General features: G+C 52.6%; 14 protein-coding genes. 11 read left to right on the forward strand and 3 right to left on the reverse strand.

Annotated elements, in window-relative coordinates; translation table 11 throughout:
• Window positions 1-2: 2 nt before the first annotated feature.
• From NSU14_RS04260 to NSU14_RS04280, 5 genes are all read left to right on the forward strand, one after another.
• Window positions 3-1622 carry a response regulator transcription factor gene (locus tag NSU14_RS04260; protein ID WP_042139507.1) on the forward strand — a complete coding sequence of 540 codons (1620 nt, stop codon included), beginning with the start codon at window positions 3-5 and terminating at the stop codon, window positions 1620-1622.
• A 95-nt stretch (window positions 1623-1717) separates the two neighbouring features.
• A complete protein-coding gene (locus tag NSU14_RS04265; protein ID WP_340943090.1) occupies window positions 1718-3631 on the forward strand; it encodes a GH32 C-terminal domain-containing protein in 1914 nt (637 codons plus the stop codon).
• A gap of 17 nt (window positions 3632-3648) precedes the next feature.
• Complete coding sequence (locus NSU14_RS04270; protein ID WP_081970191.1) at window positions 3649-4584, forward strand: carbohydrate ABC transporter permease; 936 nt, start codon at window positions 3649-3651, stop codon at window positions 4582-4584.
• A gap of 23 nt (window positions 4585-4607) precedes the next feature.
• Entirely contained in the window at window positions 4608-5447 is an 840-nt protein-coding gene (locus NSU14_RS04275; protein ID WP_042139506.1) for a carbohydrate ABC transporter permease, read from the forward strand.
• A gap of 388 nt (window positions 5448-5835) precedes the next feature.
• Window positions 5836-6015 (forward strand): hypothetical protein, encoded by a 180-nt coding sequence (locus NSU14_RS04280; protein WP_039300892.1) that lies wholly within the window; start codon window positions 5836-5838, stop codon window positions 6013-6015.
• Between the two features lie 112 nt (window positions 6016-6127).
• On the opposite strand, the gene NSU14_RS04285 is transcribed toward NSU14_RS04280, so the two are convergent.
• The 3 genes from NSU14_RS04285 to NSU14_RS04295 form a co-directional block, all read right to left on the reverse strand.
• Window positions 6128-6436 (reverse strand): hypothetical protein, encoded by a 309-nt coding sequence (locus NSU14_RS04285; RefSeq protein ID WP_340943094.1) that lies wholly within the window; start codon window positions 6434-6436, stop codon window positions 6128-6130.
• A 565-nt stretch (window positions 6437-7001) separates the two neighbouring features.
• On the reverse strand, window positions 7002-8834 hold the full coding sequence (locus NSU14_RS04290) for an alpha-glycosidase (protein ID WP_083705587.1): 1833 nt from the start codon (window positions 8832-8834) through the stop codon (window positions 7002-7004).
• A 255-nt stretch (window positions 8835-9089) separates the two neighbouring features.
• Window positions 9090-9773 (reverse strand): SOS response-associated peptidase, encoded by a 684-nt coding sequence (locus NSU14_RS04295; protein WP_076245122.1) that lies wholly within the window; start codon window positions 9771-9773, stop codon window positions 9090-9092.
• A gap of 132 nt (window positions 9774-9905) precedes the next feature.
• Between NSU14_RS04295 and NSU14_RS04300 the strand changes: the two genes are divergently transcribed.
• From NSU14_RS04300 to NSU14_RS04325, 6 genes are all read left to right on the forward strand, one after another.
• Complete coding sequence (locus NSU14_RS04300) at window positions 9906-10394, forward strand: DUF523 domain-containing protein (protein WP_076245120.1); 489 nt, start codon at window positions 9906-9908, stop codon at window positions 10392-10394.
• 233 nt (window positions 10395-10627) lie between these two features.
• Window positions 10628-11779 carry a cysteine desulfurase family protein gene (locus tag NSU14_RS04305; RefSeq protein WP_042139499.1) on the forward strand — a complete coding sequence of 384 codons (1152 nt, stop codon included), beginning with the start codon at window positions 10628-10630 and terminating at the stop codon, window positions 11777-11779.
• Between the two features lie 88 nt (window positions 11780-11867).
• On the forward strand, window positions 11868-12389 hold the full coding sequence (locus NSU14_RS04310; protein ID WP_039300903.1) for a PRC-barrel domain-containing protein: 522 nt from the start codon (window positions 11868-11870) through the stop codon (window positions 12387-12389).
• Window positions 12390-12403: 14 nt separating this feature from the next.
• On the forward strand, window positions 12404-12613 hold the full coding sequence (locus NSU14_RS04315; protein ID WP_039300906.1) for a hypothetical protein: 210 nt from the start codon (window positions 12404-12406) through the stop codon (window positions 12611-12613).
• A gap of 386 nt (window positions 12614-12999) precedes the next feature.
• On the forward strand, window positions 13000-17538 hold the full coding sequence (locus tag NSU14_RS04320; protein ID WP_076245117.1) for a carbohydrate binding domain-containing protein: 4539 nt from the start codon (window positions 13000-13002) through the stop codon (window positions 17536-17538).
• 132 nt (window positions 17539-17670) lie between these two features.
• Window positions 17671-19068, forward strand: a complete 1398-nt coding sequence (locus NSU14_RS04325) for a sugar ABC transporter substrate-binding protein (RefSeq protein WP_052422056.1) — start codon at window positions 17671-17673, stop codon at window positions 19066-19068.
• Window positions 19069-19090: the final 22 nt, after the last annotated feature.

Genomic DNA, 19090 nt, shown 5'->3' on the forward strand with positions numbered 1-19090 from the left:
TCATGTATGAGATTATGCTGGTGGATGACGAGAAGGGGGTCCGCAACAGTATCAAAGCCAAAATCGATTGGGAAGCCGCCGGCTTCCGGGTGGTCTCGGAGGCCTCAAGCGGCAATGAAGCGCTGCAGCTGCTGGAGCAGGGACCGCTGCCGCAGCTGGTCATCTCCGATATCCGTATGCCGCAGATGGACGGCATTGAATTTATCCGCATCTGCAAAAAGAAGTATCCGCTGCTGAGGACGGTTGTGCTGTCGGGATACTCCGACTTTGATTATCTGAAATCGGCCATACAGCTTGGAGTGAAGGATTATTTGCTGAAGCCGGTAGCCCGCGCAGAACTGAATGAGCTGCTTGGCAAGCTGGGTGAAGAAATTAGACAGGAGCAAAAAAACCTGCAGGCCTCACGGCAGGATCTGCTGCAGAAAAATGAGCAGCTGCGGCTGCTGCAGGAGAATTTTTTGCTGCAAATGGTCAAGGACGAGTGGTACAGCTTGGCGGCTATCAGGGAACGGCTGCAGCAGCTCCAGCTGACCCCGCTGACGGCGGATGATCTGAAGCTGCAGTTTGTTGCTGTGGAGATGAGAGTGCCGGCGGGGCGGATGGCGGACCGGCAGGAGCGCCGGGATCTGCTCAATTTGGCTTTTCAGATGTTATGCCGGGAGACGGCTGCTAAGCGGAAAGGAATCTATCCGTTCAGCGATGTCGCCAATTCAGCGATGATGTATTTTCTGGTTATTATGAAGCCGGGGCCGGAGCATGCCGATCGAACGGACAGGTTCGTAGAAGAACTGAAACGAAACATCGCCAGTTACCTGAAGCTGGAATGTGTGACGGGGATTGGCGAGGAAGTGAACGGACTCAAGCGGCTGAAGAACGGTTATGCTTCATGCATGCTGTCCTGGAGCCAAAGCACCGTGTATAAAGATGGAAAGGGCGAACGGAGCCGGGTGATGGAGCTTACGCAGGCTTTTACCCCGGAGGTGGAGCGGAAGCTGGTGCAGGCGATTGAAAATTTGGACATGAGCACCTTCCGCCAGCAGCTTGACACCATTTTCAGTAGCGAAAGAGATACGCCGATGTTTGCTTTTACCTTTCTGGCCCTGCGGATGCTGCTGATGTTCAGCTCCATCGCCAAGAAGTTCGAGCTCGGCGGCTCCGCCCTGCAGAAGTATTTGTGGAACTGTCAGATGACCATTGCCGATTACCAGTCGCGTGAAGGCGTGCGGGGACAGATCGATGAGCTGGCGCAGCTGGTTATGGACGAAGTGAGGAAGCTCCGCTTCTCCAGCGGACAGCATATGGTCGAAGCGGTCAGAAAATACGTGGAGGAGAATTTCTCCTACGAGTTGACGCTTTCTTCCCTCGCCGAAATGTTTCATCTGAATGAGACCTATTTATCCGGGCTGTTCAAGCAGCATGTGGGCATTACGTTCAGCGACTATGTCACCAGGCTGAGAATGACCAAGGCGGAGCAGCTTTTGCAAGAGAACGAACTGAAGCTGACCGATATCGCCATGCTTGTCGGCTATTCCAGTTCCAGCTATTTCAGCACCTCTTTCAAAAAAAATAGCGGCAAAAGCCCCAAAGAATACCGTGAATGGTATTTGAAGAATCACCCCTGAAAACATCACAACTTCTGAGCCGATCATATTGAAATGATTTCTCTAGCCGTTCAGCTACAATAGTGTCAACCAAACAAGGAATAGGAGTATGCAGCATGAATGTTTCTGGAGAGAAGCAAGCACATAAAGAGAGCAAAGCTACAAGCAAACTGGCATGTGTGGCCGTAGTACTGCTGGTTATCGCAGGGTGCACTATTGGCGGCAACGGTAATCATACCAGCAATACTTCTGACTCTAAAACTCCGTCCAATGCCATCTCTGCTACTGCACCTGCGGCCTTTGAGTTTTCTGCGGTTCCTGATTACTACACGGAGCTATACCGCCCGCAGTATCATCTGTCGCCGGAAAGCGGGAATATGAGCGATCCGAATGGAATGGTTTATTTCGAAGGTGAATATCACCAGTTCTACCAGAACAGCGGCCAGTGGGGTCACGCCGTCAGCACGGATCTGATCCATTGGCAGCATCTGCCGGTAGCGCTCCTGCGCGATTCGCTCGGGGAGATTTGGTCAGGCAGCGCCGTGGTGGACTGGAAGGATACGAGCGGTTTTTTTGGCGGAAAAGCGGGACTGGTTGCGATCTTCACCCATTTCAAAGGTGGAATGCAGTCGCAGAGCCTGGCGTACAGTTCTGATAAAGGACGCACCTGGATCAAATATGAGGGCAATCCCGTGATTCCGAATCCGGGACTCAAGGATTTTAGAGATCCCAAGGTGTTCTGGCATGAGCCTTCGCACGCTTGGGTGATGGTTGTCTCGGTGGACAACCGGGTGAGATTCTATACCTCTCCAGACCTGAAGACCTGGCAGCTGGCCAGCGAATTCGGCGCCGATCAGGGCTCGCATGCCGCCGTCTGGGAATGTCCGGATCTGTTTGAACTTCCCGTGGAAGGCAGCAAGGAGACCCGGTGGGTGCTGGCGCTCAGCATCGGCAATAACAGCTCAACCCGTGGCTCGGCGGCGCAATATTTCATCGGTAGCTTTGACGGACAGACATTCAAGAACGAGAATGAGCCCTCCAAAGTGCTGTGGACCGATTACGGAAAAGACTTCTACGCCGCAGTGTCCTACTCTGATATTCCGCAGAGTGACGGCCGCCGGATCTATGCCGGCTGGATGTCCAATTGGCGCTATCCGTTCTCTATGCCAAGCGCTCCGTGGAAAGGGAATATGTCGCTGCCGCGGGAGCTGAAGCTGCGCGACATTCCCGGTGAGGGATTGCGCCTCGTCCAGCAGCCGGTACAAGAGCTGGAAGCCTTGCGTGGCCAAGCGGTCAAGGTGGGAACCCAGCGGCTCAAGCCAGGCAACAATCCCCTGGCCAGTCTGCACGGGACTTCCTATGAACTCGATACCGAGTTCACCGTGAAGGGAGAGGCGGAATTCGGATTCAAACTGAGAAAAGGCGGAGATCAGGAAACTATTATATCTTATAACAACGTTAATTCGACACTAACAGTGGATCGAACCCGATCAGGCGACAGTTCATTTGAAGCCGGGTTTGCCGAAACGGTTCAGGCTCCCTTAAGAGCGGTAAACGGTAAAATCAGGCTGCATATCTATGTGGATGAATCGACGCTGGAGGTGTTCGGCGCAGACGGTGAGACTGTGGTTTCCAGTATTCTTTTCCCGGGGGCTACCAGCAACGGGTTGGAGCTGTATGTGAAAAAGGGTGATGTGATGCTGGACCAGGCCGTCTTTTATCCGATGGCCAGTGTATGGCGGAATGAGGATCCGGACGGCTCGGAACCGCTTCGAGTCCTGCTTAGCCAATCCAGTGTGGATGTTCCGCTTGGCGGCACTGTGGAAGCGGCAGCGGCGGTCGTTCCGCTGACAGCTCCCCAGGATCTTACTTGGGTGTCGAGTGATGAGGCAGTTGCACAGGTGGAGAGCCGTGCCGGAACATCCGCTGTCGTAAAGGGGCTGAAGGAAGGCCAGACGGAGATTAAAGCTCTTGCCCCGGGTGGGCAAGTGTATGCCGTAATGAACGTGTACGTCTATAAACCGGATTGAAATGGAGTGAAAAGATCATGACAAGCGTTACAGCGGCAGCTGAGTCTGCCTCCAAAACTGCCCCATCAAGCAAAAAGCCCCGCCGGTTTCTGCGGGGAGAAGAAATGACCGCCTGGTGGTTCGTGCTGCCTTCTTTTGCTTTGCTGCTCATCTTTGTGTTCTATCCGATGCTGCAAGCCTTTGTGATCAGCTTTCAGAATTATAACCTGGTGGGATCGACCCGCAGCTTTATCGGGCTGGATAATTACAAGACTCTGGTGACGGACAGGGATTTCCTGGCCAGTCTCAGGCATTCGTTTCATTTTGCCATCGTAGTTATTCCGATTCAGACCTCGATTTCACTGGGCCTAGCACTGTTAATCCAGAAAAAGTTCAAGCTTACCGGTCTGTTCCGCACCCTCTATTTCATTCCGGTTGTCATTTCTACGGCAGTGGCCGCAACGGTGTTCAAACTGATCTACAACAAGGAATTCGGGATTCTGAACAATGTGCTGAAGACATTTCATCTGCCCACTACCAATTTCCTGTCCAACCCGGATACGGCGATGAACGGTGTGATCATGCTGGGAATATGGAAAGGCGTAGGCTTTTTCATGATTATCTTCCTGGCCGGACTGAACAACATTCCGCAAGATTTATACGAGGCGGCCCGGGTAGACGGTGCTACAAAAATACAGCAGTTCTTCCGCATTACGCTTCCTTTGCTGAACCGTACCACGGCCTTCGTTGTGATTATGACGACAATTGATGCCATTAAGCTGTCCGGCCTTGTTTTTGTATTGACCAGTGGAGGACCCAACGGGGCTACCGAAACCGCAGTCTATTATATTTATAAAATGGCCTTCCAGCAGATGCAGATGGGCTACGGCACCGCTGCCGCCTTTATTCTGTTCGCGATTGTTCTCGCCATCTCGCTCGTACAGATGAGACTGTTCCGGAACGCGGAATATTAATGAGACTACTAGGAGGAATCCACATGAACCGCTTTGCAAGCATTGCCAAGTATACGGTTATGACCGTCCTGGCTGTCATTTCAATTATCCCGATCCTATGGATGATCTCGGGTTCACTACGCCCTTATGAGGAATTGTTCAAGTACTCCTCCAGCCTGAATATTCATTTGTTCGTTCCTGTCCAGCCAACGCTGGATAACTTCAAAGAAGTTATCTTCAGTGAGGGTAACCCTTTTCTCCGCTATATCGCTAATACACTGTTTGTGGCAGGGATTGTAACCCTGCTGGTGCTGCTGGTGAATTCGATGTCGGCGTTTGCTTTTGCCAAGCTGCGTTTCCGTGGAAAAGCGGTTGTCTTCGCCCTGTTCATGTCGGCGATGATTATTCCCGGTGAAGTAACGCTGGTCCCAAACTATCTGCTGATGAATTATTTCGGCTGGCTTAACTCCTATAAGGCGCTGGTGATTCCTTCGATGCTGTCTGTGTTCGGAATCTTTCTGCTGCGGCAGTTCTTCGCGGAAATTCCGGATGAGATTCTGGAGGCGGCCAAAATCGACGGAGCCTCGATGTCCCGGACTTTCTCCAGTATTGTCTTGCCTGCGGCTGTCCCGCCGATGATCACCCTTGCGCTGATGACCTTTCTTGGCAACTGGGATTCATATCTGTGGCCTCTAATCGTTATCAATGACGAAAAGAAACAGATGATCCAGGTAGCCATTGCCACTTTCTCCTCGGTGGAAGGAACAGATTGGTCTAAGATTCTTGCCGCAAGCACCATTTCCACGGTACCGATCCTGATCCTGTTTCTGTTCCTGCAGCGCTATTACATTCAGGGCATTACGATGTCCGGTGTGAAAGGGTAATGAAGGAACGGGGAAAGCGATGAAATACGGTAGAGTGGCGCCCGGTTAATGTGCCGGCCGCATTGCCGCGGCTCGGCAGGCAAACGGCCGGATGACAGAAAAGGGATAGCCACTAGGCGTAAATAAGATGACTCTTGAATGAATCAGGAGTCATCTTATTTAGGTTTTAGCCAGTTGAGTGCCTGAACCGCGCGAAACAAGAAACCGAAAGGGCAGCTTGTTTCAAGGCCGTCTTCGGGAATAGATCTCTAAGAGGAGACGCACACTATTAGGGCGATTTACCATCCAGTCTCATTGCAAGCAGATACAGCTGCAGCGATCCGGAAACTCGGTGAGCGGCCTTGAATTGCACAATCATTAGAGAATAAGATGAGGAGGCCCTAAGTTAATGTCCAATAAAAAAAGCTATTATGCATTTGAGGATCCGCTTGGCACTACAATTGAATTTCAAGCTACAAGCTTACAACAAGCCATGGTGATTAAGAAGAAGAAGGCTCATGAATTGGGAATTCCTAAAGAGGCGTTTGAACTCACAAGTATACGCAAAAAGCCAACTCAGAGCACATAGCCTTTCTTCGGGTAGCTTCCTCATACCTCACAGCTTTAGCATGCATAAAGCTATGACAATTTCATCGTAAAGATCAATCTGCATTTACAATTCACTAGGTATGAGCCGAAAATTAACAATTTAGGACAAGAATATGGTTACCTATGCAGCCTTCCGGGATGACAAACATTTGATTGACGTTCGTGTCATCCATATAAAAACCATAAAATTGAATGCCGTCACCGAAAGTTGCGGTCAAGGAAGCATTGTAGTCGGAATAGGAGCGCAGCATCTTTTCAAAGTTTGGCTGGAAGGGCTTATACAGCATGGACGATCTTGGCGTATTCCCCATGTTCAGATTAATCCGGGCGGTGGCGGCAGCCTGCTCATTCTCCTCCGGCACCAAGGCTATGGCAGGAAGCTGATCGGGGCTGCCGGGCAATGGATCAGGAAGCTGGGCATTCAGCGGATGGGATTTATATAATTAGCGCTATCTGCGCCGGGGAAATAAGTGGATAAACGACATCTAAAGTTGGGGGATTTGCTGTTTGCGCAGGATTAGTTGGATAAACGACACTTATATTCACTAACGCTGCCTAATAACGGGGAATGGGATGGAAATAAGTGACGTTAATCCACTTGTTACCCGTAAAGTGAATTCCAAGGGATGAATAGATGCTGAAAATCCACTTATTTCGGGCGGTGTGGCAAAACTGGCGACCAACAAGTGTCTACAGGTGCGTACGGCGAACTTGAGTCGCGAAACGGTATACGAAGTGCGAGGCGACTATATGTTTGTCCAGGCAGTGAGGAGAATCGGCAAAGTGAGCAACCGAATAGTGTGCGCGAGTACGGAAACGATGAAGTGAGCGGCCGAAAGGTCCCTGCGATTACAGTGCGGCGGCGTTCTTAGCTGCAAACGTCGCTGTCCAGCATGCAAAGGAGGTGTCCCTGCAGCCAGTAATGGCTCCGGGAACACCTCCTTTTTTGGCAGCCTGCCGGGTCAATTAATTCTCAGGCTTCGCACCATCATCCGCAGCCTCAGCCACACTCCGCAGTATCCGGAACCCCAGCGGCTCCAGCGTAATGCTGATTCCATCGCCGTCCATCTCCACCGGCTCACCGCTGAAGGCGTCCTGCCAGCTGCCCCCGGTGAATGATTGCTGAAGGGTTAACGGTTCGCTGGAATTGTTCATCCAGACGGTAAAGCGGCTGTTGTCATCAAACCGTTCATACACGAGGCCCCGGCTATCTGCATCACTCTGCAGGAAACGGAAGTGACCGGTACGCAGTACCTCATGTTCCTTGCGCAGGGCAATCATGCGCTGATAGAAGCTGAATAGCTCACGGTCCTGACGGTCCTCCTCCCAGATCATACATTTACGGCAATCCGGGTCATCTTCTCCCGTAAGTCCGATTTCATCTCCATAGAAGATACACGGGGTTCCGGTAAAAGTAAGCAGGAAGGTGACTGTCAGTTTCAGTCTCCGGGTATCCCCGCCCAGCCGGGTAAGGACTCTGGGAGTATCGTGGCTGGCGAGAAGATTGAACAGTACTTCATTTGCCTGCCGCGGGTAACGCATCAGCAGTCCGTAGATATGGGAGGCGAAGGCTGCCGGATTTATCTCCTCTCCCCGGAAGTACTCCAGCAGCCGGTCAGAGAAAGGATAGTTCATTACGGAATCGAACTGATCCCCCTGCAGCCAGTTGAGGGAGTCGCTCCATACCTCACCGATGATGAACGCCTCCGGGTTAATCTCTTTGACCGCCTGGCGGAATTCGCGCCAGAATACATGGTCCACCTCATTCGCCACATCCAGCCGCCAGCCGTCGATTTGAACCTCACTGAGCCAGAAGCGGGTGATATCCAGCAGATATTCTTTGGTTTCCGGGTTGGCCGTATTCAGCTTGGGCATCCCGGCGAAGAAGCCAAACGTATCGTAATTGGGATTGTCACCTTCGGCTTTAACCGGATAATCATAGATATGAAACCAATTGGCGTATTTGGAGGCTGCCCCATGTTCAATTACATCCTTGAATGGCGGAAACTCCGCGCTTGTATGGTTGAAGACGGCATCCAGCACTACCTTAAGCCCTTTGGAATGGGCCAGGCTGACCAGCTGCTTCAGCAGCTCCAAATCCCCGAAGCTGGAGTCGATCGTTCCGTAGTCTACCGTATCGTATTTATGGTTGCTGGGAGCCTGGAAGATAGGTGTCAGATATAGCGCCGTTACGCCAAGCTCAACAATATAATCCAGATGGTCGATAATGCCCTGCAGGTCTCCGCCAAAAAAGCTGTCATTCGCCGGCGTAGCGCCCCATTCGAGCGTTCCTTCAGGATCATTCGCCGGATCGCCGTTGGCGAACCGGTCCGGCATGATCTGATAGAAGACCGCGGACTTCGCCCATTCCGGAACATGCAGCAGATCCACCTCGTGAATATAAGGCATTTCATAATAGCCTCCGGGAGGCGTAGGCTGCTCTTTCCTATAGAAGCCGGATTCAACCATCCATACCGTCTCCGCATCCGTTTCCAGGCGGAAGCCGTAGGAGAAACGTTTGCGTTCGGGCGTTACCTCAGCTTCCCAGTAATCGAAATAGGCATCTGAACCCACCTTGAGCATTTCCAACTCCTGATGATGATGCTCCCAATCGTATTTATCGCCCGTTAGCGCAAATACCCGTTTCACATTATTCCTTTTGCTGCGCAGACGCAGGTGAAAGGTAGTGCTGTTATAAGCATAGGCCCATTTGCCCTGCGGAGAATGATAGAGGCACTCAAGCTCAATGGAGGTGCCTGGTGCTGTTGCTGATGTCAGTGCATGTCTGCTGATAGCCATGTCTATTCCTCCTGGGATCAATAATGAATGGATATAATAACGAATGAATTATGAGCTTTAGTTAATACCCGGGATAAATAGGAATTAAACACCAGATGGAAGGGTCATGGGATGGAAAATAGTGGGTGAGCGGGAGCGGGGATAGAGAGCTTACAAAGGTGGGGATTTCCGAATCATACAGCCTCAGCTGGTCAAAACAACTGCCGGTCAGCAGATGGATGACCGGCAGATAATACCCGGATAGAGTGATGCAGCCTATATGGCATCTGCCCCGGCTCTGTTAATCAGCTCCCGGTAGTCATTACGCACATTGCCCACTGCGGACGAGACCGGATAAGCCAGCATCTGCCTTGCATCATAAGGCTGCAGCAGCTTCATCAGGGAGGGGATATCCTGATTGCTGCGGTCCAGCCACTGTGCTTCCGCGTCCTTGCCCAGAATGACCGGCATCCGGTCATGAATCTCCTCCATGAGGCTGTTCGCAGCTGTGGTGATGATGGTGCAGGTGGCGATTTTGTGGCCGCTTGGATCTGTCCAGATATCATACAGGCCGGCCATGGAGAAGAGCTGTCCGTCCCGCAAGGTGATGCGCAGCGGCTGCTTGCCGCTCTCCTTGACCTGCCAATCATAGAAGCCGTCTGCCGGAATGATGCAGCGGCGGGACGATACAAGCCCTTTAAATGAAGCTTTCTCCAGCAGCGATTCACTGCGGGCATTGATTAGCTTCGCAGCGTTCTTATCCTCCTTGGACCAGGAAGGCAGAAGCCCCCAGCGCAGCTGGCCAAGCTTATTGCGCTTGCCATCATGAATAACAGCCGGAATATACTGCATCGGAGCCGCGTTGAACTTCGGTGCATAATGGTCGAAGGAAGGATCGCCGGTGAAATACCTGGTCATCAGCTCTTCCAGTGTTACGGTAATCGTATATCTTCCGCACATTTTGCCCGTGCCTCCCTTTAGTGGCTGCCAGTTTACAGCATAGCCGCTTCGTGCTATGCTGCCTATATTTCTCATGATAGCATTACATTATAGAGGAAGAAACTTAAGGATTGTGAAGGAGGGGCGGCGGCTATGATTATCGTAAGTTCCTGCCTGGCCGGAATGAAGGTTAGATATAACGGCACGGATTGTCTGAATCCGGGTATCCAGCGTCTGCTGGACAATCAGCAGGCGGTTGCCGTATGTCCTGAACTGATGGGCGGCTTCTCTACTCCCCGGGAACCGGCTGAGATCATAGGCGGCAATGGCAGGGATGTACTGGAAGGCCAGGCCCGGGTGATCGACAGAACAGGCAATGATGTAACTGCAATGTATATAAAGGGAGCCTATGCCGCACTGGAGCAGGCAAGTAGCTTATCGGCAACTCTGGTGGTGCTCAAGGAGAACAGCCCGTCCTGCGGCAGTTCCATGATCTATAACGGAGAATTTGCCGGTGTGAAGGTGCCGGGAGAAGGTGTAACCTCAGCGCTCTTGCGGCTGCACGGCATTGAAGTGATCTCCGAGGAGCAGCTGGCTGCGCGGTTGCAAGAACTCGGGGCTGACGAACCGGCCAAGCCATAGTTTTTCCCAATAATACTCCATGGACAAATGTTACAATATTGTGTTTATTAACAGGTGGTAAAAGGGCTTGTTCAGCAGTATAATTGAGTAGTCCTGCAAGTGGAAACGGCCTTGCCGTTCTCTCAAGGACGGTACCGTTTCAGCGAGAAATAGAAGGATAAATTATCGTGTGAAGCATATAAATTCTTATATTTTAAGAAAATCCTGAATTTCAAGAAGCGGAGAATCTCGTTATGAAACCCATCTATTTGGACCACGCCGCCTCAACACCGGTTCATCCGGAGGTGGCTATGGTTATGTACAATATGTTATTGAACCAGTATGGCAATGCGTCCAGTGTACACCAGTTCGGACGGTCGGCCAAAAGAATCGTAAACGGAGCGCGCGACAGGATCGCGGGCTTTTTGGGCTGTTCCCCTGATGAGTGGGTGTTCACCAGCGGCGGTACAGAGAGCGATAATCTCGCCCTGTTCGGCGCAGCCTATGCCTCTATTCATAAGGGTAAACATATTATTACCACAGCAGTCGAACATCATGCGGTATTGCATACATGCGGACAACTGGAGCAACAGGGCTTCGAGGTTACTTATCTTCCCGTAGATTCCACAGGACTTGTCTCTCTGAGGGATGTGGAGTCTGCCCTGCGTGAGGATACAGTATTGATTAGCGTAATGTTTGTGAATAATGAAGTGGGAACTGTACAGCCTATAGAAGAGATTGGCAGATTGGCGGCCGGGCGGGGCATTCTTTTTCACGTGGATGCTGTACAAGCCCTGGGCACGCTACCTATGGTGCTCCGCGAGCTGCCTGTCGACTATATGAGCTTCTCGGCCCACAAGATTGGCGGTCCGCAGGGAATTGGCGGTTTGTATGTCCGGCGGGGAGCACCGCTGCAGCCAAGGCAACATGGCGGACTTCAAGAGCGCGGCAGACGGGCAGGTACGGAGAGCCTGGCCAGTACAGCCGGCTTCGCTACAGCGGTAGAGCTGGCTGTAGGCGGACTTGCGGAGCATCATGAGCAGGCTGTCAGTCTGCGGAGTACACTGCTGCAGGAGCTGGACAAGCATGCCGGAGCCGGCGGATATGTAATTAACGGAAATGAACAGCAGACGGTGCCCGGAATTCTAAATGTAAGCTTCCCGGGTGCGAAGACAGATGTGCTGCTGATGAATCTCGATATGGAGCGGATTGCGGCCGCCAGCGGTTCAGCCTGCACCTCGGGCTCTCTGGAAATCTCGCATGTCCTGCAGGCGATGAAGCTTCCGGAAGAACTTTTGAACTCGGCGATTCGCTTTAGTACAGGTTTGGGTAATACTAATGAAGAAATGCAGGTTGTTGCCCAAAAAGTTGGAACCATCTTAAACCGGCTGCGTACTAAAGACTAGGCATTTTTGCGGTCTGGCATCCGTTTGGAAGGTTTCTAGCCTCAGGGAACTCGTAAGTACTATTTAAGGTGAGGGGACTTTGGACGCCATGAAACTTCAAGATATGATTGGCCTCACCGTATATGAAGTTGAAGAAGGTACTGAAGTCGGTGAAATAATCGATATTGGACTGGATTCAAACTGGAACATTACGGGTATTGAACTGGAAAGCAAAACTTTTTTCTCCAGTCATGTGAAAGTTGTGGCATGGGATGATATTGTCGCTTATGGCGAAGATGCTGTCATGATCCGCAATAAAGAGTCGATTATTAAGACCGACGCTGACCATATACCCTATACTTTCCTCTTGGGAAAGAACAAGTTGAAGGATTTGCAGGTGCTTACAGCATCCGGAACGATACTTGGACGAATATCGGATGTTTATTTTGACCAAAAGATGGGAAACACAATAGTAGCGCTGGAAATCAGTGACGGGCTTGTAACTGATTTGATCGAAGGCCGCAAATGGCTGCCTTGTTCTGAAGGAATGTCTATCGGGGAGAATTCGGTACTGGTTCCTGCGATGAGCGAAGAACGGCTTCAAAAAGCCATTAATATTGTTAACGGATAGGTGGAATGTATTATATGAAGTGTCCAAACTGCAACTCCAAGGATATCGGCAAGATCGGTTCCCACCAGTTCTATTGCTGGGGCTGTTTCATCGAACTAACGGTCAACGGCGAGAAAATGTCGGTTTATCAGGTTGAAGAAGATGGCACGCTCAGTTCGCTTGACGATCTGTTCTCGGGTGAAGATGTTGCACAGGATTTCCCGCAGATCCATGCATCCTCCTGATCATTAGCCTGATTCATTCCCGGATAAAGTTACATAGATTCGCCGTGGGGCTGACCTCAAAGCGTCGAATGGATGCCTGGGTCAGCCTTGTTTGCTCTTAAGCAGGAGATCCGCAAGCCTGCGGTGGGTGTTCCACGTAACGGTTCTTCAATCTTCTGCAACACAAAAACCAGCCAATCCTGGACCAGGATTGGCTGGTTTTTGTTGTGTGTGGACCCTGGACAGCGTCTGTTTACAGGATAACTTCTCCTATAAATGCGGAAGTTGCATCTTTGTTATATGTGCTAACGAATTGGTATGTCGCCTCCGGGATACGGGCTCTATACTGAAATCGACTGGCGGCAACGCCGGATTCTGCAAGGTTCTGCATAAGGGGGAATATTGAAATGTACCGTAAAGGAATATCCAAGTTGCTGATTGCGGGTATGCTGCTGTCAGGGATTCAGCTTCCGGGAAACACGGGAGTGGCAGGAGCAGAGGGACTGGAAGAGCTTCCCGTATCAGCCGCAGGAGCAAGCAGCGCTATTGCAGCCGGAAAGGCAGCATTTGCCGATATGAATCAGCACTGGGCTTCGCCGGCGGTGGACAGGCTGGCAGCCGCCGGAATCCTGCAAGGGAACGGGCAGGGGAGATTTGGACCAAGCCGTGCAATCTCACGCGCAGAGATAGCGGTTATCCTGGGCCGTGTGTTTCGTTACTCAGCTCCGGGAACGGCTGTGTTCAGTGATGTAAGCGCTTCTTCCTGGTATGCCAAGGATGTGGGCGGGGTTAGTGCAGCAGGCATAATCCAAGGTTACGCGGACGGACGGTTTCAGCCGGGAGCAGCTGTAACCCGGCAGGAGGCCATGACGATGCTGAGCCGGGCTTTCGGCCTGGAGGCGGCCTCGCAAACTACGCTGGCTGCGCAGCCTGACGGGTCAGCGGTCAGCGACTATGCCCGGGAAGCAGTGAGTGCCATGCTTGACGCAGGCTACCTGCGCGGCGGGCCGGATGGCAAGCTGAATCCGCAGACGCAGATGACCCGGGCTGAACTGGCGGAGCTGCTGGGCCGGATGATCGGGTGGATCAGCTCAGGCGAAGGAAGCCATTCGATTGGCAGGGTGTCTGGCAATGTGATAGTCAACCGGGCGAATGTGCAGATCGAGAACGGGCCGGTTAACGGAAATCTCTATGTGACTGCCGGAGTAGGAGAGGGAGAAGTAACGTTCTCGGGAATCAAGGTGCAGGGAACCACTCATATCTCTGGAGGCGGTGACCATTCGGTAGTTTTCCGTAAATCTTCACTGGGGCAGATCAAGCTGAACAAGCCCAAAGCACCGGTACGGCTCGTTCTGGAGGATAGCAGCACCGTAGCCCGGATTGAATTGCTCCAGCCGGCCAAGGTTGAGATTGGGGCCGGCACAAGGGTGGAAGCACTGATTATCGGTCCCGGCGCTGCCGGATCAGAGATTGTGAACCGGGGAGACATCGGCTTGCTTGAGACCCAAGCGGATCGTGTGCTTCTCAACGGCCTAGCGCTCAAGGCAGGTGAGACGCTTCGGGGCTTGTCCGGCAATGGAGCCACACCACAGGCAAGTGCAGCCGCCACCTCTGCGGGGAGTGGCGGGAGTTCAGGCGGAGCGATGTCAACGCCAACGCCTGCACTTATGACACCTGCTCCAACAGCGACACCTGGGGCAACGCCGACAGCAACGCCGGCGGTTACTCCGCCAACCCAAGACAATCCATGGGAGCTGGTCTGGAATGACGAATTCGACGGCAGCTCCATAGATGAGACCAAATGGAATGTCCAGGATACCGGAACGGTATACAATAACGAGCTGGAATATTATCATCCGGGCAACGCTTCACTTACAACAGAGAGCGGACACAGCGTACTGGCGCTGGAAGCGCGGAAGGAGGCTTACGGCGGAAAAGAGTATACATCGGCCAAGCTGACCTCCAAGCTGAAGGGCGACTGGACCTACGGCAAATTCACGGTGCGCGCCAAGCTGCCGATTCAGCAGGGAATGTGGCCGGCCATCTGGATGATGCCAACGGATGAAGAGAAGCAATATGGACCTTGGCCCGGAAGCGGCGAGATGGACATTATGGAATTAACAGGACCGGTAGCCGGGGATAAGGAGAAGGCGGATCTGTATCCAAGAACCGTGCACGGCTCACTTCATTACGACATCCCGCATATGTCCCAGTCCAAGACCTACGTTCTACCGGAAGGCAAGACGTTCGCTGACGATTTTCATGATTTCACGCTTGAATGGCTTCCGGGCCTGATTCGGTATTACGTGGACGGTAAAATGTATTTTGAAACGAGCGATTGGGGAACCAAAAGTGAGGGCCAGCCGGATTACTATACGTACCCCGCACCGTTTGACCGGCCGTTTTATATGATTCTTAATCTGGCGGTAGGCGGTGACTGGCCGGGGAATCCGGCAGCTGACTTCAAGTCCGACGAGATGTATGTAGATTATGTCCGGGTCTACAAGTACAAGAACCTGGATCAATGGCCTGATGTGACAGGACAGCGTCCAACGAATCCGGAGCTCTCGACTCCGCAGCGTCCTGCCCTGGCTGACGGCAATCAGATCTATAACGGGGAGTTCGAGGGTGCGGTAGCAGCGGACGGCCTGCCGGAATACTGGGAAATGATCAAGAATGCAGGTGGTGAGGGAACAGCCTCGGTCATTGAAGACAAGGATAAGGGTGCGGCAGTGAAGGTTGCCGTCGAGCAGGCTGGAACGCAGAATTATTCCATTCAGCTCACCCAGAAGCCGCTTCTGCTGGAGAAGGGCAAAGCCTACAAAGTGACTTTTGATGCCAAAGCAGACGCAAACCGTCCGCTGATGAGCAAGCTGACCGAATTCGGCGGAGGATGGACGGCGTATTCCAAGGAACGAAATTTCCAGCTTTCGCCGGACTGGCAGTCATTTGAGTATACCTTTACCATGGCCCAGAATTCCGACAATAATGTCCGGTTCGAGTTCAATCTGGGACTGAGCGATATTGCCGCCTATTTCGCTAACGTTCGAGTGGTGGAGACGCAGCCCCTGCCAGTGGTACGTACTCCGTTGTCTGACGGCAACCTGATCTACAATGGCGGATTCGAGCTGGGAGAAGGGCGGCTGGGTTATTGGAGCTTCGCCGTTAAGCCGGAATCGGGAGCTGCTGCGAAGGCCAGTGTAACCAATGTCCTGGAGCTGCCGCTGATGAAGCGCGAATTCAAGGCAGATGTCCAGAAAGCCGGAGGCTCGGCTGAGGATGTGACGCTCATCCAGACAGGAATCCCTGTGACAGCCGGCGGAGTCTATCAGCTTGCGTTTGAGGCGAGATCGGAGCAGGAGTTGCCGGTTGGCATCAAGCTGGACGGCGGCGATGGGAAGACCGTCTATCCTGACGGGTCTACCTTCACGCTGACAACGGAGTGGAAGAGCTATACAGCGGAAATAGCGCTGTCTGGCGGGTCCGGTACAGAAGCGGCATTATCGTTCCTTCTGGGCCAGACTCCGGGGCAGACCGAGATCGACAATGTGCGTCTGGTTCGGATGGTTGATCCGCCTGTAATGAACGATTACCTGCATCTGCGGGGCGACCAGTACTGGAGAACATCGGGTACCGGCCTGATTCCGAGCGGCGAAGGCGGCAAGGACATCACGGATATGCACCAGGGCGACTATGTGGAATACAAAGTGGTTCTCCCTCAGGCCGCCAGTATTGTTCCGGTAACCCGGGTATCCAGTGTACGAGCAGATTCGGAGCTTACGCTGTCGGTGCTGGATGCCGGCAAACAGAGTGTAGTGACGACCTCTGTCTATAGTACGGCAATCGGAGATACCGGAGGACCTCATTCCTACCGCGCAATCATCGGGGCACCGCTTGAGCTGCCTGCCGGAACCTATTACTTCCGTCTTGGCGGCAGCGGCTACAATCTGGCTTGGCTGGATCTGACCCGCGAGCTGGTGGTGAACGGCAGCTTCAAGGGTGATTCTACCGAAGGCTGGACGCTGTACAAGAGGGACTGGGACAGTAATCCGGTGAAGAACACCGTAATGAACGCTGTGTACGGTGCACTGCGGGTTGACCTTGGCGGCACCGGTGATGACGACTGGAATGTACAGGTGAAGCAAGGAGCGATACCCGTAGAGCAAGGCAAGAAATATCTGCTTCGCTTCGATGCCGATGCCTCCATGGACCGGGAGATACGGGTGCTGGTTCAGCATGACGGCACTACAGACAACGATTGGACCCCTTATACGAACGAGACAGTAAGTCTGAGCGAAGCGGGCGGACATTATGAATATCTGTTCACTGCTCCGGCAAGCGATCCCGCTGCTGTGCTGCAGTTCAGTCTGGGCAAGGTTAACGAGCTGCTGGGAGAGCATACGGTTAGACTGAGCAATATTTCCCTGCTGCAGGTGAGCCCGGTCATGGCAGGTGAGGCGTACGGGGAGAATCTGATTCCGAACGGAGACTTCTCCGCTCCGCTTAAGGGCTGGAGCAGCTTCTCCTCCGACAGCGGCGAGTTATCCATTGACAATGTGAATGGGGCGCTGAAGATAAAGGTAGGTTCCACAGGAACGAACAGCTGGGACCGGCAGGTCTTTTATGAGGGAGTCGCTTACAACGAAGGCAATCATTATACACTTACCTTCAAGGCCAAGGCGGATCTTAAGCGCAAAATGAATATCAGCATCGGCTGGCTGGATGTGGCGAATAATTACACCTGGCACGGGTACACAAGCAAGATTGTTGATTTGGGTACGGAATACACCGAATATACCCTGGAATTCGACGTTGCCGGAGACAGTACCTCTATCGGCCGCATTTCGTTCGAGCTGGGCAACATTAAGGATGGCGGCACGGGTCAGCTTGCGGTGGATATCGATGATATTGTGCTTATGAATAACGGAACCGTAGCAGCACCCTGAACAAGCTTTAGAATTTGTTATCCAGGCTTGCGATTTGGTATTTAGACCGGCAAGAAACACTTTTATAATCAATACATGGAGGACGGGCAGCCGTTCTCCGTGATTTTCAAACGACAATGGGGGAGATTTATTGTGAAAAAGACAGCAGTATCCATCACCGCACTACTCATGGCATTTTCAGTAGTGGTCAGCGGATGTGGAGGCAATAACAATCAATCAAGTTCGGCTAACAACGGAGAAAAGAAAGAAGTATCCAGTGCAACTGCCGCTCCTGCAACGCCAAGCACGGACCCTGTTACCCTGAACGCGTGGGTGATGCCGAACAGTCCCAAGCCGGATGCTGACTTCCTGAAGACGCTTGATCCTTACCTGAAGGAGCATACGAATGTCACCGTTAAGGTAACCGTGCTGGACTGGGGGTCCGCCTGGACCAAGATTACAACGGCGGCTACAAGCGGCGAAGGCCCGGATTTGCTTCAGCTCGGCTCGACCTGGGTCCCTGCTATCGCCAGCATGGGGGGCATTGATAAAGTAACGGATAAGGTAGCTGATGTGGGCGGCGCCGAAGCCTTCCTGCCGGCAATCTGGCAGACTACCTCCATCGCGGGCGACAGTGAAGTCTACGGAGTACCTTGGTTCGTAGATGCACGTGCTATCTACTACCGGACAGATGTATTCAAGCAAGCCGGGGTTGATACAGCCACAGCCTTCAAGGATTGGGATTCCTTCAAAAGCGCGCTGCAAGCGGTCAACGGACAGACCGTTGACGGCAAAAAGATCGCTGCACTCGGACTTCCGGGTAAAAACGACTGGAACGTAGTGCATAATATCTTCCCTTGGATCTGGGCTGCAGGCGGCGATGTTCTCTCGGAGGATAACAAAAATGTTGCCTTCAACGAAGAGAAGGGGCTTGACGGCGTGATGTTCTACACCGGACTTGCCGCTGAAGGCCTTGTGGATAAATCTTCGCTTGAGAAGAATTCGTCTCAGATTGAGAGCGACTTCGGCGACGGTAAATCGGCGGTCATTATCTCCGGCCCTTGGCTCGCCAAGAACTTTGCGACACCGAAAGCAAACGGCGGTATGGATGACAAGAAAGCGGCCAAGAACTTCGCGGTGGCTCCGCTTCCGGCAGGTCCGGGCGGACAAGCTACCTTCGTCGGCGGCAGCGAGCTGACCGTATTCAGCGGCTCGAAGAACAAGGAAGCGACTTGGGATCTGATTAAGTACCTGACTGGCGATGAAGCGCAGAAGGCTTATGCTGCCGTATCCGGCCAACTCCCGGCTCGACTGTCACTTCTGGAATCGCCTGATCTGGATGCAAGCATGAAAGCATTCTCGGAAGCCACGAAATACGGAAGAACCTATCCATCCATTCCTCAATGGGGACCTACGGAAACGGCGCTGCAAAAGCATTTTGCCAACATCTGGGATATTGTCGCCGGTGTGAAGGGCAAATATAGTGAAGAAACCGTCAAGCAAGAGCTGGATTCTGCAGCGGCCGAAGTCAAAGCAATTATTAACCAATAATTATGAGGATTAGGGGGATGCC

Origin of the sequence: Paenibacillus sp. FSL R10-2771, assembly GCF_038000205.1 — a bacterium.
Classification (GTDB): Bacteria; Bacillota; Bacilli; order Paenibacillales; family Paenibacillaceae; genus Paenibacillus_AQ; species Paenibacillus_AQ phytohabitans.